The sequence below is a fragment of the Pseudomonas sp. genome, assembly GCF_030684895.1.
GTDB lineage: Bacteria > Pseudomonadota > Gammaproteobacteria > Pseudomonadales > Pseudomonadaceae > Aquipseudomonas.
On record NZ_JAUXXP010000089.1, the window covers coordinates 1 to 14,941 of the forward strand.

The window sequence follows — 14,941 nt, forward strand, 5'->3', positions numbered from 1 at the left end:
GGCTTCCCCCCATACACGAGGTAAACAAGCTGCTTGGGCTCACGACTGACCATTACCGTTCTCCTGCACGATGCGACTCACACCAGGCCATGACCAGAAACGCTCGCGGGCAATCTCATCCGTAAAACCAGCCTGCACACGCTCAGCCCCAAGCGGGCCAAGCGGGCCAGCGGCCGCAGCCCGCAGTCGAGCGGCAAGCACAGTGTGATCACCCAACGCGAACAATGCCCCAGACTCGCCGACCACCTCAGGCGCCCCGCCACAATCCGTAGCCAGCACCTGCACATCGGCCGCCATCGCCTCAAGTAATACCATCCCAAATGGTTCATGATCTGAAGTTAGGGCAAACACATCAAACGCTTTGAAATAGTTCCGGCCATCGGCAACTTGACCGAGAAAACGCACCGATGCGTCCACGCCCAGCTCGTGCGCAAGAGTTTTTAACGGAGCCTCAAGCCGACCACTGCCCATGATTGCTAGCAGGCTACCCGCCGGTAATTGCGGCAAAGCCTGGGCGAAGCCCTTGAGCAGCGTCGCCTGGTCTTTGTCAGGATGCAGACGGCCAACATTGCCAACCACCCAGGCGTCCTGCGGTAACTCGAGGTGCTCGCGAGCTGCTTCGCGTGAAACCTGCTCAGCCTGCACCGCAGCAATATCAATGCGGTTGTACAGCGTCTCGATACGCTCGGGCGCCCAGCTCGGCAGGCAGGCACGCATATCATCGCGCACAGCATTGGAGACCCCGAGCAATGCCAGGCGCTTGCGAAAGAAATTGGCGAACAACTGGCGCGTGCGCCGCTTGTAATCACCAAACGCATGGTGCACGCCAATTACGGGTAATTGGCTGCCTAACAGGGCGATATAGATCGGCTTAAAACGATGAGCGATACACAGCTTAAAGTCGCGCGAAGCAGCGATCCGCTTCAGATCGCCAATTGCCTTGAGCTTGAGACCACGCACCTCCCGGCTGGAGTAGTCGAGGAAAATCACCTCGTCAGAAGCCGAACCTTGCTCAACTGCCGCGCTCGGCTTGCCAGTCAGATAGACCGTGCACACTTTGTAAGGCGTGCCGACAAATAACGCAGCGTACTGCCGCGCACAGTCGAGGAAGGGGCCGTCGTAGCCGTGGCAAAACTGCAAAACCCACGACTGACCAGCCCCAGCGACCTCAGACATTGTCATACCAATCCTTACCGTCCTTGACCACCAAGATGTCTTCCATGATCAGGTACTGCAGGTCGGAGCCGTAGAACATGTTCAGCGCGTCGGTGGGCGAGCAGATCATCGGCTCGCCGCGGCGGTTCAGCGAGGTGTTCAACGACACGCCGTTGCCAGTGAGTTTCTCCAACTCCAGCATCATGTCGTAGTAGCGCGGGTTGTATTCGCGCTTGAGCACCTGGGCGCGCGAAGTGCCGTCTTCGTGTACCACTTCGCCGACGCGGGTCTTCCACTCTTCATTCACTTCGAAGGTGAAGGTCATAAACGGGCTCGGGTGATCGACCTTGAGCATTTGCGGGCCGACAGTGTCGAGCATCGACGGGCAGAACGGCCTCCAGCGCTCGCGGAACTTGATCTGCTCGTTGATCCGATCAGCCACGCCCGGCACGCTCGGACAACCGATGATCGAACGACCACCCAAAGCGCGCGGACCAAACTCCATGCGCCCCTGGAACCAGGCCACCGGGTTGGCGTCAACCATGATCTTGGCAATGCGCTGCGGCATGTTGTCGATCTGCTTGAACACAGGCTTACTCGGGTGGCGGGCACACGCAGCAATCACGTCTTCGTTGGAGTAGGACGGGCCGAGGTAAACGTGCTCCATCTTCTCCACCGGCACGCCGCGCTGGTGCGAGACGTAGGCCGCAGCGCCGACGGCAGTGCCGGCGTCGCCGGATGCAGGTTGAACGAACAGCTCCTTCACATCATCACGGGCGATGATTTTCTGGTTGAGTTTGACGTTCAGCGCGCAGCCGCCAGCGAAGGCGATCTTGCCGGTTTCGCGAATGATGTCACCGAGGTAGTGCTCCATCATCTGCAGCGCCAGCTTCTCGAACAGCGCCTGCATGCTGGCGGCGTAGTGGATGTACGGGTCATCGGCGATATCACCGACACGCTTCGGCCCCAGCCACTCGATCAGCTTCTTGGAGAAGTAGAAGCCTTTGCCGTTTTCTTTGTAACGACGCAGGCCGATGACATTGGCGTACTCGGTGTTAATCACCAACTCGCCATTCTCGAATTTGGCCAACCGCGAGAAGTCGTACTTGCTGGCATCGCCGTAGGGCGCCATGCCCATGACCTTGAATTCACCGTCGAGCATCTCGAAGCCGAGGAATTCAGTGATCGCGCCGTACAGTCCGCCAAGGGAATCCGGATCGAAGAACTCCTTGATCTTGTGGATTTTGCCGTTTTCACCGTAACCAAAGAAGGTAGTGGCGTACTCGCCCTTGCCATCGATGCCGAGGATCGCGGTCTTTTCGGTAAAGCCTGAGCAGTGATAGGCGCTGGCGGCGTGGGCCAGGTGGTGTTCGACGGGCTCGATCTTGATCTTCTTCAGGTCAAAGCCGAGCTGCTGCAGGCACCACTGGATATGTTTGTAGTAGCGCTTGTAGCGGCGGTTGCCCATCAGGATCGCGTCAAGAGCGCGGTCTGGTGCATACCAGTAGCGCTTGGCGTACTGCCAGCGGGCCTTCTCGAAGATGCTGATCGGGGCAAACGGAATCGCCACCACATCAACATCAGAGGGCTTGATCCCTGCCTGCTCCAGGCAGAACTTGGCTGACTCATAGGGCATGCGGTTCTTCGCGTGCTTGTCGCGCACGAAGCGCTCTTCTTCGACGGCCGCGATCAGCTTGCCGTCGATATACAGGGCGGCGGAAGGGTCATGGCTGAGGGCGCCGGACAGGCCGAGAATGGTCAATGCCACTGAGTTTGCCTCTTTTAGTCTGCTGAGCCGACGGCGGGCGTCAGCGGTATACGTTGGTTGAGCAACTGGTGCAGCGCCGAATCGGCGGGCCAGTTACGCAGGAAACGGGCGCGATCGCGGGCATAGGCCTTGGCGAAACTGCGCGCACTGCGGTGCTGCTGCATGGCGTCGAGGTCGATCAACGACCAACGACCCAGGCGTTCATCCCAGAACAGATTGTGCCCCTTGAAATCGCCGTGGCTGATGCGTTCGCGCAACAATGCGGCGAATAGGCTATCCAGCGCCAACAAGTCGGTTTCCGGGGGCGATCCGTCATGGAACGCCTGAAAACGCGCGATTATATCCTGCCCGCCGCAGTATTCGGTAATCAGGTAGGCGCGCCCACGTAACCAGCACCAGCGCCGCTCTAACACGGCCAATGGCTGCGGGGTGGCGATGCCCAGCAGCTGCAGGCGATTAGCCTCAACCCAGCTGTGCCAGGCGCGGCTGGGCCGCCAGAAGCGTTTCAGCCAGTGGGCAACGCTCTTCACGTTATAGCGCTTGACCACCAGCGGCCGACCTTGCAGCTGCACTTGCGCCACGGTGGCGGCACCACCGGTCTTGTAGATATGGCCCTGCTCGGTGAGCAGATCCAGATTATTCAGCAGTGGCTGCAGTTCAGCCTGGCTATCCCGACGTACCACCTGCAGGCCGAACGCACCGATCTTCGCAGCGAATAGGCTGCAATCACGGGCGATCTTGCGCAGATAATCGCGCAAGCGCCATTTACGAATCTTCTCCACCTCTTTCAGCAGCGCTTCCAGCGGCAAGGCATGCTCGCCATTGCTCAGCAGGTAATGCACCAGCAGCTCTTCGATGAACGGAGTCAACTCGGCAGGTAACTGGGCAAAGAACACCCCGAGGTTCTCAAGCACCCTGCCGCGCGACAAAGGCTGGCCGGCGACCTCAACCTGAACACCGCCGCCATCGATAACAAACAGCTGGCCGTTATGGCGTAACAGATTGTCCAGATGCAGATCGGCCTGCCACAGCCCTTTGGCGTGCATCTGCGCGATGCTGACCAGCGCATCGGCCAACACCGCCTGCTGATCGGCATTCAAAAGCGGCTGGTTTTCCACAGCGCGCCAGGCCTCCCACAGGCTCTGCGCGCCATCAAGGTACTCGAACAGCAGCCAGCCGCCCTCGTCTTCACGCAGCCCATCCGCCAGCAGCTGCGGCGTATTCAGCCCCTGCTCGGCTAGCAGGTGCACACCGTCACGCTCGCGCTGAAAGTGTCGCGCAGCCTTGTTTCCCACCAGCAGCTTGGCCAGCACTGGCTGGCCGCGCCATTCGGCCTGGGCGACATAACGCTGCCCGGGCAAGACGCGCAGCAGCCTTTGCAGAGTCAGCTCCGCAGGGCCGGCTGCATCGGCCAGTTCGATGGATAGCGGCAACGCTGGCGCGCGGCCAGCCTGACTGAGACCCGCCAAATTCATCGCCGCGCTTCCTTGTTGCGCCGGCGTGCACCGAGGCGCTTACTCCAGGTGCCTAGCTCAGTCGCATCGCCAAGATAGGCCGCCAGCAACACGCCGACCTCCGCCTCGCTCCACACACTGGCGCGGCGCAACAACGGCTCCAGATCCTTTACTCGATCGCGCTGACCGAACAGCAGCGGACGGGTTTTCTCCAGATCGATCAACTGCGCGCCGAAGCCAGCAACCGTCTCGCGCAGAAAAATATGCTTGGGGTAAAAGCAGCCATGCATCTGCCCGGCCTGATGCAGTCGCCGCGCCAGCTCACCACAAGCTTTGAGAATTGCAGTACGACGCGCCTCGTCGAGCGCCGCCCAGTCGGGCAACCAGGCATCCAGGTCCTGCCAACCGTCCAAGGCACGGGTTAGCAACAGCGCACGCCGCTCGCCTGGCAACCTGCGCTCGGCAAAAAACGCGGCCTGTAACGCAGGAATACCTAGCGCCGCATAACGCTGAATATTTCGGAACTCTCGGGCAAAGGTGGGCTCGCCAAAGGGGTGCAGCAGGCTGCGGGTCAGGTGATTGCTTTGCCGCTTGAGGTAAAACGCCGCCTCACCGAGATCCAATCGATACACGCTACTCCAGCCGCCACGCTCGGTATTGGGTTCATCCACCGCCTCCAACTGCAGCGCCCATAACGCATCGAAACTGGCCAGGCCATGCTGCTCAAGCAGGGCGCGATCCTGTGCCGCAATAAAGTCGCTCATTCCCTGCCCTCAAAAAACGCAATGACCTGACGGATGCGTTTCTTATCGGAAGCATTCAAGCGCTGGCGACCACGGTAAAGAAGATAAAAACGTAAGCGTTGGGTACGTGAAAGCACCTTGTTGGCGACTTTATCCAGGCATGCCAAATCCTTGATGATGCGGTAACGCAGGAGCGGCCCCCACCAAAAGGTTCCAGTCGGGCAATCAATGAAGAAAAGCTCACCGCGCTCATTAACCAGCAGATTGCGCCACTTCAAGTCATTGTGGGTGAAATGGTGGTCATGCAGCGCCCGGGTGCCCCTGGCTAACTGTTGACTGATCTGCAAGACCCAACAAGAGTCGGTCAAACGTACATCCTGCCGATTGGCAATCTCGGCCAGATCAAGCGTGCCCTCAAGCTCGCGGGTAATGAGCGCCCCGCGGACAAAAGCCCCCACCTGGCGCTCAAGCCCATAGGCCACAATCGGCGCAGTGGGGATGCCCCACTTGGCGAACAACTTGAGGTTTTGCCACTCCGCTTTAACCCGAGGACGACCAAGGTAACGTCGTAGACCTTTACCAGCGCCCCAGTAGCGTTTGACGTAATAACGCACCCCGCCAAACTCCACACGAATGACCTCAGACAAGGGGTCTGAGGTCAAACGCTCCCCTTCAAGTGCAAATACGGCCTCAAGGGTTCCGAAAGCGCCGAGCAGAATCGGATCGTGCAGGTCATGTTTCCACGCTGTCATGCCTGCGTCCTGTTTAAGTCAGGCAGCGCACTGACGATGCGGCGCAACGGAATGAACGGGCGCCAGACTGTTTTGCCCAGCCATTTGAAGCTCAGAACCGGATTGATCACGCTATTGAGTTCATTGAAGCCGGGCCGCCAAGTGAAATCGGTACGCCTGCGCGTAATGGTGAATGTCCGCAACCCCAGCAGTGAACCAAGATGCCCGCCACCCGAATCATTACTAATGACGATGGCGCATGTCAGCAAGAAGTCGACAAGCCCTTTCAAGTCAGTGAACGCATGCACATGATGGCCTGGGTACTGCGCCCTTAAGGCTTGCTGCTCGGCCGGGATACCGACGAACTCGACCTGCCAGCCCCTGGCAACCAAATGGCGAGCGAGGCGGCGAAACCCAGGCGTTGAGAAATTCTTACTGGCATGCGGCGTGGTCGGGAAAATGGCCACACGCCGCACCTCCGCGCCGGCTTCACGGGGCGGAACCTGTAACCCCGCAATAGGCGTGGATAGATCAAGCCCCAAGACCTCTTCGGCGTACAGATCGATCCACTGCACCATGGTCTTGCCGGCTTTCGGGTCGCGACAAATCACGTTGTGCGCCCCTTCAATGCGGCAATCATCAAGCCATACAGGTGGCTGCTCGGACCTGAGCTTGACGGGGAGTTTCTTACCGGCGAGGTAAGCCACATTTCTCAGTGGGACATCGACGTACCAATCAATCGCACAGATAACCAAATCGTTACAGCCCGCCAGTGCAGGCACATCCGGCGTGCCCCCTAGAATGTCCAGCCCAGGCAGGTACTCGCTCACTGATGACAACGATACTGAAGCCAGGGTGACCTTCGCACCCGCAGCCTGGAGACGCCAGGCAAGGCGCAAGAACAGCGTGGTATCGCCCAACGCAGGACATGGAACCAGTGCAACCCTCACTCCCGGGCCGATCAACGCCTTCTTCTCCGACATCTACAGTCGATCTCCATAACGCTGTTTGCGGCCGTACAATTTAGCCGCCTTGGATTCCAGCCAAGCGAGCAAACGACCTTCTTCCTGAAGGATCTGTCGCAGAGGTTGTTGAAAATAACCACGCAAAAACCGCAGCTTATCGCGCCGCGTCAGGCCGATATCCAGTACGGAAAAGTACAGCGCGGCTAGATCCTTGTTGCGCCAGCGCAAGGGCAGCTGATTGCGTACTTGGGCGCGGTGCAGGTCGATCACGGACAGGCGCAAATCATCGGCGGTGACCGGTTTGTCGGTGTGCAGCAGAAAATGGCAGATGTAGCAGTCGCGGTGATTGACCCCGGCGCGGTGCATGTTGCCGACCATGTTCGCCACGTCCCTGATCAACGCCCACTTCAGCCGCGGCTCGGGCGGTTGCTGTGCCCAGTTCAGGCTGAGCTGCTCAAGGTCGGTGGTAGGCGCCAGCTCTTCTGTGACAATAAAAGAATGTTGCGCCGCCGGGTTACTGCCGCGCTCGCCGTAGGCCACGGCGGTCATGGTCGCGACTCCGACCTCGGTCAGGCGCTGAATGGCTTGCCACTCCTGGCGTGCGCCAAGCACCGGCAGCTTAGCGGTGAGCAGGTTTTTGACGATCTCGCCCCAGCCGATACCGCGATGAATTTTGACGAAATAACCGCGCCCATCGACCTCGGTGCGCAGCGTGCGGCGGCCTTCCAGCTCGCGGTATACCTGCCCCTGCAGCGCTTCGACAGCGGCAAAGGCATCGCGCCCGGCCCACAGGCTTTTAAAGGGTTCAGCCAGTACCAGCTTCATGGACGTGCCGCCAAGATGATGTCGGCCGCATGTTGCGGCATGGAATACAGGTCGGCGCTGTCGGCATAGGCCAGGCCATTGCGCGACCAGAAGGCGCGGCGCTGATCGTCAGCCAGCATATCGGCAAGCAGATGATTAAGGCGCTCCTGCTCGAACGGCCCACTGAGCACGCGCCCAGCATCCGCTTCAGCAATGTAATGGGCATAGCCACACACATCCGTCACCAGCACCGGCAAACCGGAGACCAGCGCCTCCAGCAGCACCGTGCCGGTGTTTTCGTTGTAGGCCGGGTGGATCAGCAGATCGGCACCGACCAGGAAGCGCGGGATGTCGCTGCGCCCTTTGAGAATCTGCACCTGCTCGGACACGCCCAACGCTTTAGCCTGCAGCTGGAACGAGCGCGGATCATCCTGGCCAATGGCGATCAGTCGGGTGCGTTGCTTCAGCTCGCGCGGCAGCGAGGCCAGGGCCTTAAGGCTGCGATCCAAGCCCTTGGTCTTGAAACCGGAGCCAATCTGCACCAGCAGCAGGTCGCTATCCGCCAGGTTGAATGCGGCGCGAAACGCGGCGCGAATCTCAGCGGCATTGGCCGGTGCGCGGCGGTCCGCAGCGATGCCCGGCGGCAGCAGGTGAAAGCGCTGCAGTGGGGTGTGGTAGTGCTTGATAAACAGCGGCTGCTGCACTTCGGAGATCATCAGAATCTCGGTTTTCGATTCGGGGGCAAACACCGCACGCTCGTAATCAGCAAAGTGCTTGTAACGCCCCCAGCGTTTGTACAACGGATTACGCAGAGTCTGCGCCTTGTCTTCATAGCAGCCATCGGCGGCGTAGTAGACGTCAAGCCCGGGCATTTTATTAAAGCCAATCACCCGATCCACCGGACGCTCGGCCAGGTCGGCCTCGACCCAGGCGGTGAGTTTTTCATTACGTTTGTGGTTGAACAGCGCCTTGACCGGTACCACCACCACCTCAAAGCCCGCCGGCACTTCGCCTTCCCAGATCGGTGTGTAGACGCGAATGGCATGACCGCGCGCCTTGCACTCCAGGGCGATGCGCATAAAGTCGCGCTGCAGGCCGCCGAAGGGGAAGTACTTATAGAGGATAAACGCGAGCTGCATCAGACAACGTCCTCGGCCAGCAACAGGGCCTGCAATTGGGTGGCGACATGCTCGGCGCCCAGACCGTCGAAACAGGCTTTGTGGCGATCACCGGAACCGGCATTCGGCCCAGTGGCGCACAGGTGCACCTGACCACGACCATAGGCACCCACACGCCCCGGCAAGGTCGGGCCGTACAGGGAAATACTCGGCACATCCAACGCAGCGGCCAGGTGGCCGAGGCCGGTATCCACGGCCACGCAGGCACTGGCTCCGGCAATCACTTTAGCCACGCCTGCAAGATTTAATTTGGGCAGCACCGCAGCGTTTTCAATCCCGGCGGCAATCCGTTCGGCACGCGCCTTCTCGGTTTCATTGCCCCAAGGCAGGCGCACAGCCCAGCCTTGTGCACTCATCTGCTCGGCCAGCGCACGCCAATCGGCTTCTGGCCAATGCTTGCTTGGCCAAGTGGTGCCGTGCAGAAACAGCAAATAGGGCTGCGGCGCGTGATCGGCCAGTTGCGCACGATTGAGGCCGTAGTCGCCAACGCCCGCTGGCAGCGCATAGCCCAGTGCCTGGGCGAATAGCTGACGAGTGCGCTCAAGCGCATGCTGCTCGCGCGGCACGGCATAGCTTCGATCATAGAAGCGACTGGCAAGCGGCTCACGCGCGGAATCACGATCCAGACCAGCGATTGGCGCCTTGACGTAACGGGTCAGCAAAGCGCTTTTCAGCAGGCCTTGGGCATCAATCACCAGGTCGTACTTGGTTTCGCCGAGGCGCTGCTTAAAGCGCTTCCACTCACCGTTTTTGAACGTTTGCCAGAGGTGCTTGCGCCAGCGGCGAATGGCCACCGGGATCACCTGCGCCACGGCCGGGTGCCAGGCGGGGATTTCGGCAAAACCCTCCTCCACCACCCAGTCGAACTGGATACCGGGAATCGCCCGCGCGGCATCGGTCAACGCTGGCAAGGTGTGCACCACATCGCCCAGTGAGGAGGTCTTGATCAACAGTACCCGCAAGCTATTCAACCTCGACCGGGTCGCTGACCAGGCGATCCAGCGCCTCGATCACCGGGCGCGGCTTGAGCTGGCCCAGGCAGTTGTAGTGGCCGAAACGACAGGTGCGGTCGAAGCAGGGGCTGCATTCCAGACCCAGGCGGACGATTTCCACCTGCTCGGCCAGCGGTGGGGTAAAGCCTGGCGAAGTGGAACCATAGACAGCCACCAGCGGGCGATTCAGCGCTGCCGCCACATGCATCAGGCCGGAGTCGTTGGACACCACGGCGCCGGCGCAAGACAGCAAATCGATGGCTTCAGCCAGGCTGGTTTCGCCGGCCAGATTCACCGCCTCCTCACGCAAGCCGGGAATCAGCCGGCTGCGGATGTCCTCGCCGACCGGGTGATCGTTCTTCGAGCCGAAGATCCACACCTGCCAGCCGGCGCGGATCTTCAGCTCGGCAACCTTGGCGTAGTGCTCGCTCGGCCAGCGCTTGGCCTCACCGAACTCGGCGCCTGGGCACAGCGCCAATACCGGGCGGTCCAGGCTCAGGCCGAACTTGGCCAAGGCGGCGTCACGGCTCTGCGCATCGATCTGCAAGGCTGGACGCGGATAAGGCTGCGGCAGTTCAGCGCCAGGCTCGAAGGCCAGCGCCATAAAGCGCTCGATCATCAGCGGGTAGCGCTGTTTATCCAGGGTGCGGATATCGTTGAGCAAGCCATAGCGCAGCTCGCCCTTCCAGCCGGTGCGCCTGGGGATACCGGCGAAAAACGGCACCAGCGCGGACTTTAGCGAGTTGGGCAGGAGAATCGCCTGGTCGTACTGGCCGGCCAGAGACTTGCCGATCTTGCGCCGCGTCGCCAGTTCGAGCACACCGTGACCGAGTGGAAAGCTCAGGGCCTGACGCACTTCGGGCATACGTTCGAGAATCGGCCGACTCCACTCAGGGGCCAGCACATCGATTGCACAGCCGGGGTGGCGCTGTTGCAGGCACTGAAACAGCGTCTGCGCCATCACCATGTCGCCCACCCAGCTGGGGCCTACGATCAGTATTTTCATGCCTATTCCAGAAACGACCGGGGAGGCTTTCGCCTCCCGGACAGACTCAACGCGCGACTATCAGCCTAGCCTGCATCGCCGGATGGAACCCCAACCGGCAGACGCGAGCGGCTTATTTAACCAGGGTGCGCCACTCGGTGTGGGCATCAGTTTTACCGGTGACCAGGTCGAAATAGGCGGTTTGCAGCTTCTCGGTGATCGGCCCGCGACGGCCTGCGCCGATCTGCCGGCCATCGACTTCACGGATCGGCGTCACTTCAGCGGCGGTGCCGGTAAAGAAGGCTTCGTCGGCGATGTACACCTCATCGCGGGTGATGCGCTTCTCGACCACGTCCAGGCCATGCTCGGCGGCCAGGGTCAGAATGGTATTACGGGTAATACCGTTCAGGCAGGAAGTGACTTCGGGGGTATAGATCACGCCGTTACGCACCAGGAAGATGTTCTCGCCCGAACCCTCGGCCACATAGCCTTCGGTATCCAGCAGCATGGCTTCGTCGGCACCACCGGAGATGGCTTCCTGCAGCGCCAACATCGAGTTGATGTAGTTGCCGTTGGCCTTGGCGCGGGTCATCGAGATGTTCACGTGGTGGCGGGTGAAGGAGCTGGTACGCACCTTGATACCGACCTGCAGGGCTTCGTCGCCCATATAGGCGCCCCAGCTCCAGGCCGCGACGATCACCTGGGTTTTCAGGCCACTGGCGCGCAGGCCCATGGCTTCAGATCCGTAGAACACCATCGGACGGATATAGGCGCTTTCCAGGTTGTTCTCGCGCACGGCAGCGCGGGTGGCTTCGTTGATTTCGTCTTTGCTGAACGGAATCTTCATGCCCATGATGTGGGCCGAGTCGAACAGACGGTCGGTGTGCGCTTGCAGGCGGAAGATCGCCGTGCCCTGCGGGGTGTTGTAGGCGCGCACGCCTTCAAACACGCCCATGCCGTAGTGCAGGGTATGGGTCAGCACGTGGGTGGTCGCGTTGCGCCACGGCACCAGCTCGCCGTCATACCAGATCACGCCATCACGATCGGCCATCGACATAGTTGCCTGCTCCTCAGATTCGATTGATACAGCATTAGCCGAGTGCCTACGCGCCCGACTTCCTCATATTCAGTTCAAGCCCAGCTCACGCCAGATACGCATCACCGTGCGCCGCTCATCGGCAAACTGCTCCCCGCTGACCACCCCAGGCTGCTTTTGCAGGGCCTGGCGGTGTGCCGCCGAGCGGTAGGCCTTGTAGATATCCTGCAGCAAGCGGGCATCTTCGCCCGGTAGCAAGCCGACCCGTTCCAGCCCTTCCAGAATGCGAATATTGTCAGTGAACTCAAGCAATTCCGGGTACTGGCGCGACCAGGCCAGGGCCGCGTATTGCACCATAAATTCAATATCGACGATACCTCCGGCGTCCTGCTTGAGGTCGAACGGCGCGGCGGCCTCGAAGGCATTCGCCGCGGTGCCGGCTGCGGTGGCCTTGCTGCCAAGGTTGTCGCGCATCTTCGCGCGCATCTCGCTGACTTCACTGCGCAGGGTTACCAGGTCGCGCTCACGCCCCAATACCGCGGCGCGCACCGCCTCGAACGCCTTGCCGACCCGCGCACAGCCGACCAGCACCCGCGCCCGCACCAGCGCCTGATGTTCCCAGGTCCAGGCCTCGCCCTGCTGATAACGCTCGAAGGCGCCCAGCGAGCTGACCAGCAGCCCCGCCGCGCCGGACGGCCGCAGGCGCATGTCGACTTCATAGAGCTGGCCAGAGTTGGTCTGCGTGGTCAGCAGGTGAATGATGCGCTGGCCCAGGCGATTGAAGAACTGCGCGCCGTCGATGGACTTTTCGCCATCGGTGTCCACATGCGGGTCACCGTCGTGGATAAACACCAGGTCGAGATCAGAGCCATGACCCAGCTCGATGCCGCCGACCTTGCCGTAGCCGACGATGACGAAATCCGGGTCGCAGATGCTGCCATCGGCGCGGCGCGGCGCGCCGTATTTGCTCACGGTGTGGCGCCAGGCCAGAGCCAGCACCTGATCGAGAATCGCCTCGGCCAGCCAGGTCAGGTAGTCACTGACCTTCATCAGTGGCAGGGTGCCGGCAATTTCCGAGGCGGCGACGCGCAGGCGATGCGCCAGCTTGAAGTGGCGCAGCGCCTCCATCTGCTGCTCAAGATCCTCCTCGGGAATACGCATCAGCCGCTCGCGCAGCTCGGCGGCCAGCTCGGGGGCCAGCGGCGGCTTGAACAGGCGTCCTTCATTAAGCAGCTCATCGAGCAGCAGTGGGAAGCGGGTGATTTGCTCCGCGATCCACGGGCTGGCCGCGCACAGCGTCAGCAGACGCTGCAACGCGCTGGGGTTTTCCGTGAGCAGCACCAGGTAGGCCGAGCGCCGCGCCACGGCTTCGATCAGCGGCAGTACGCGCTCCAGCACCAGATCCGGATTGGCATGCTCTACCGCTTGTGCCAGCAGGCGCGGAATAAAGGCATCCAGGCGCTCGCGTCCGAGGCGCTGCATGGCGCGTACCTGATTGCCATTGCGCAGGCCCGCCAGGCGCTGCCAGGCAGACTGTGGCTCGGCAAAACCCGCCTCGGCCAGCTGCCGGCACGCGGCCTCTTCGTCCTGCACATCCTCCCAGAGCGGCAACCACTCGCAACCCACCGCCTCTTCTATAGGTTCGCCGCCCTCCTCTTCATCGGGATCGGCGATCACCTGGCGGAAGTGCCAGTCAACCCGACTACGCCAGTGCATCAGCTGCTCATGGAAGGCCTGCCAAGTATCGAAGCCCATGATAAAAGCCACGCGCGCACGATCCTGATCGTTGTCCGGGAGCATCTGCGTCTGCCGGTCGTCGATGGCCTGCAGGGCGTGCTCGGCATAGCGCAAGAAGGCATAGCCGTCGCGCAGCTCATCGGTCACCGCCGCCGGCAAGTAGCCCTGGTCGCGTAAGGTATTCAGCACCGCGAATAGCGAGCGCTGTTGCAGACTAAGGTCGCGACCGCCGTGAATCAGCTGGAAGGCCTGGGCGATAAACTCCACTTCGCGGATGCCGCCAGAGCCCAGCTTGATGTTCTCGGCCATGCCCTTGCGCCGCACTTCCTGCTGAATCAACTGCTTCATCGCGCGCAGCGCTTCAATCGCCGAGAAGTCCAGATAACGCCGATAAACGAAGGGCCGCAGCATCTCCAGCAACTGCGCACCCGCAGCCTGGTCGCCGCCGACCACGCGCGCCTTGATCATCGCGTAGCGTTCCCAGTCGCGGCCCTGGTCCTGGTAGTACTGCTCCAGCGCGTTAAAGCTGAACACCAGCGAACCAGATGAGCCGTAAGGGCGCAGGCGCATATCGGTGCGAAACACGAAGCCGTCGACGGTGATCACGTCCAACGCCTTGATCAGCTTCTGGCCGAGACGGATAAAGAACTCCTGATTATCCAGCGGACGCTTCACCCCCTCGGTTTCGCCGCCCTCGGGGTAACCGAAGATCAGGTCGATGTCCGACGACAGGTTCAGCTCATGGGCGCCCAGCTTGCCCATACCGAGGATAACCATATGCTGCGCCTGGCCGCTGCGCCGGCCGATGGGCGTGCCGAACTGCGCGCAATGGCGTGGATAGAGCCATTGATAGGCCAGATCGATACAGGAGTCAGCCAGGTCGGAAAGGTCGCGACAGGTTTCAACAAGGTCGGCCTGACGGCTGATATCGCGCCAGATAATCCGCAGCTGCTGACGGTTGCGGTAACGCCGCAAACGACGCCCCAGCTCGTCGTCATCCGCGCATTCTTCCAGCGCCTTAGCCAACTGCCCGCGCAGCTCACCAGCACCCAGGCTGCGTTCCAACTCACCGCTGGCAGCCAGATCGAGCAGCATCTGCGGGTCGCGTGCGCCCTGCTGCACCACAAAATCACTGGCCGCCGCCACTCGCTGCCAGGCCGCAAGCCGTTCGCTCGGCCAACTCGCAAAAGCCGCCGCCGACTCGCCGCCGAGCGCGGCAAACGCTTGCTGCAGAAACTGTTCGGCACGGGGGACAAGGTGGGCCAGGGCAGCAGGTAAAGAGGCCAGCGCGGGCAGGCTCATGGTCTATCCTTTTTAGCGGTCTGCCAGTGCAGCGACCATGGATGGCACCACCCACGCTAGAGCGGGTCGAATCACTGGCAGAAAAATAATT

At 61.2% G+C, this 14,941-nt stretch carries 12 protein-coding genes; all 12 read right to left on the bottom strand.

The genetic code is table 11. The annotated features are described in order from the left end of the window. Positions 1 to 39: 39 nt before the first annotated feature. Positions 40 to 1,182 (bottom strand): glycosyltransferase, encoded by a 1,143-nt coding sequence (locus tag Q8M42_RS19455; RefSeq protein ID WP_304864025.1) that lies wholly within the window; start codon positions 1,180 to 1,182, stop codon positions 40 to 42. Next, positions 1,169 to 2,923, bottom strand: coding sequence for a carbamoyltransferase (locus Q8M42_RS19460; RefSeq protein ID WP_304864022.1), 1,755 nt, complete (start codon positions 2,921 to 2,923; stop codon positions 1,169 to 1,171). The genes Q8M42_RS19455 and Q8M42_RS19460 overlap by 14 nt, the downstream gene beginning before the upstream one ends. A 14-nt stretch (positions 2,924 to 2,937) precedes the next feature. Next, entirely contained in the window at positions 2,938 to 4,398 is a 1,461-nt protein-coding gene (locus Q8M42_RS19465) for a lipopolysaccharide kinase InaA family protein (RefSeq protein WP_304864020.1), read from the bottom strand. Continuing rightward, entirely contained in the window at positions 4,395 to 5,141 is a 747-nt protein-coding gene (locus tag Q8M42_RS19470; protein ID WP_304864018.1) for a lipopolysaccharide kinase InaA family protein, read from the bottom strand. The genes Q8M42_RS19465 and Q8M42_RS19470 overlap by 4 nt, the downstream gene beginning before the upstream one ends. Then, positions 5,138 to 5,872: a lipopolysaccharide kinase InaA family protein gene (locus Q8M42_RS19475; protein ID WP_304864015.1), complete on the bottom strand. Its 735-nt coding sequence runs from the start codon at positions 5,870 to 5,872 to the stop codon at positions 5,138 to 5,140. Before Q8M42_RS19475 ends, Q8M42_RS19470 begins: the two co-directional genes overlap by 4 nt. Then, the gene (locus Q8M42_RS19480) at positions 5,869 to 6,834 is read right to left on the bottom strand and encodes a glycosyltransferase family 9 protein (RefSeq protein ID WP_304864012.1); all 966 of its coding nucleotides are present in this window, start codon (positions 6,832 to 6,834) and stop codon (positions 5,869 to 5,871) included. The genes Q8M42_RS19475 and Q8M42_RS19480 overlap by 4 nt, the downstream gene beginning before the upstream one ends. Next, positions 6,835 to 7,641, bottom strand: a complete 807-nt coding sequence (gene rfaP / locus Q8M42_RS19485; RefSeq protein ID WP_304864010.1) for a lipopolysaccharide core heptose(I) kinase RfaP — start codon at positions 7,639 to 7,641, stop codon at positions 6,835 to 6,837. Next, complete coding sequence (locus Q8M42_RS19490) at positions 7,638 to 8,759, bottom strand: glycosyltransferase family 4 protein (RefSeq protein WP_304864008.1); 1,122 nt, start codon at positions 8,757 to 8,759, stop codon at positions 7,638 to 7,640. Before Q8M42_RS19490 ends, rfaP begins: the two co-directional genes overlap by 4 nt. Beyond that, the gene (gene waaC / locus Q8M42_RS19495; protein WP_304864006.1) at positions 8,759 to 9,760 is read right to left on the bottom strand and encodes a lipopolysaccharide heptosyltransferase I; all 1,002 of its coding nucleotides are present in this window, start codon (positions 9,758 to 9,760) and stop codon (positions 8,759 to 8,761) included. The genes Q8M42_RS19490 and waaC overlap by 1 nt, the downstream gene beginning before the upstream one ends. Before the next feature lies 1 nt (position 9,761). After that, positions 9,762 to 10,796 (bottom strand): lipopolysaccharide heptosyltransferase II, encoded by a 1,035-nt coding sequence (gene waaF, locus Q8M42_RS19500; RefSeq protein ID WP_304864004.1) that lies wholly within the window; start codon positions 10,794 to 10,796, stop codon positions 9,762 to 9,764. 112 nt (positions 10,797 to 10,908) lie between these two features. Further along, positions 10,909 to 11,832: a branched-chain-amino-acid transaminase gene (ilvE, locus tag Q8M42_RS19505; RefSeq protein WP_304864002.1), complete on the bottom strand. Its 924-nt coding sequence runs from the start codon at positions 11,830 to 11,832 to the stop codon at positions 10,909 to 10,911. Positions 11,833 to 11,901: 69 nt separating this feature from the next. Then, complete coding sequence (gene glnE, locus Q8M42_RS19510; protein WP_304864000.1) at positions 11,902 to 14,850, bottom strand: bifunctional [glutamate--ammonia ligase]-adenylyl-L-tyrosine phosphorylase/[glutamate--ammonia-ligase] adenylyltransferase; 2,949 nt, start codon at positions 14,848 to 14,850, stop codon at positions 11,902 to 11,904. Positions 14,851 to 14,941: the final 91 nt, after the last annotated feature.

Excerpts from the sequence above, each read along its gene's own strand:
- Q8M42_RS19475 (WP_304864015.1), bottom strand. The coding sequence starts at position 5,872 with ATGACAGCGTGGAAACATGACCTGCACGATCCGATTCTGCTCGGCGCT.
- glnE (WP_304864000.1), bottom strand. The coding sequence starts at position 14,850 with ATGAGCCTGCCCGCGCTGGCCTCTTTACCTGCTGCCCTGGCCCACCTT.
- Q8M42_RS19470 (WP_304864018.1), bottom strand. The coding sequence starts at position 5,141 with ATGAGCGACTTTATTGCGGCACAGGATCGCGCCCTGCTTGAGCAGCAT.
- Q8M42_RS19490 (WP_304864008.1), bottom strand. The coding sequence starts at position 8,759 with ATGCAGCTCGCGTTTATCCTCTATAAGTACTTCCCCTTCGGCGGCCTG.
- Q8M42_RS19465 (WP_304864020.1), bottom strand. The coding sequence starts at position 4,398 with ATGAATTTGGCGGGTCTCAGTCAGGCTGGCCGCGCGCCAGCGTTGCCG.
- Q8M42_RS19480 (WP_304864012.1), bottom strand. The coding sequence starts at position 6,834 with ATGTCGGAGAAGAAGGCGTTGATCGGCCCGGGAGTGAGGGTTGCACTG.
- ilvE (WP_304864002.1), bottom strand. The coding sequence starts at position 11,832 with ATGTCGATGGCCGATCGTGATGGCGTGATCTGGTATGACGGCGAGCTG.
- Q8M42_RS19455 (WP_304864025.1), bottom strand. The coding sequence starts at position 1,182 with ATGACAATGTCTGAGGTCGCTGGGGCTGGTCAGTCGTGGGTTTTGCAG.
- waaF (WP_304864004.1), bottom strand. The coding sequence starts at position 10,796 with ATGAAAATACTGATCGTAGGCCCCAGCTGGGTGGGCGACATGGTGATG.
- rfaP (WP_304864010.1), bottom strand. The coding sequence starts at position 7,641 with ATGAAGCTGGTACTGGCTGAACCCTTTAAAAGCCTGTGGGCCGGGCGC.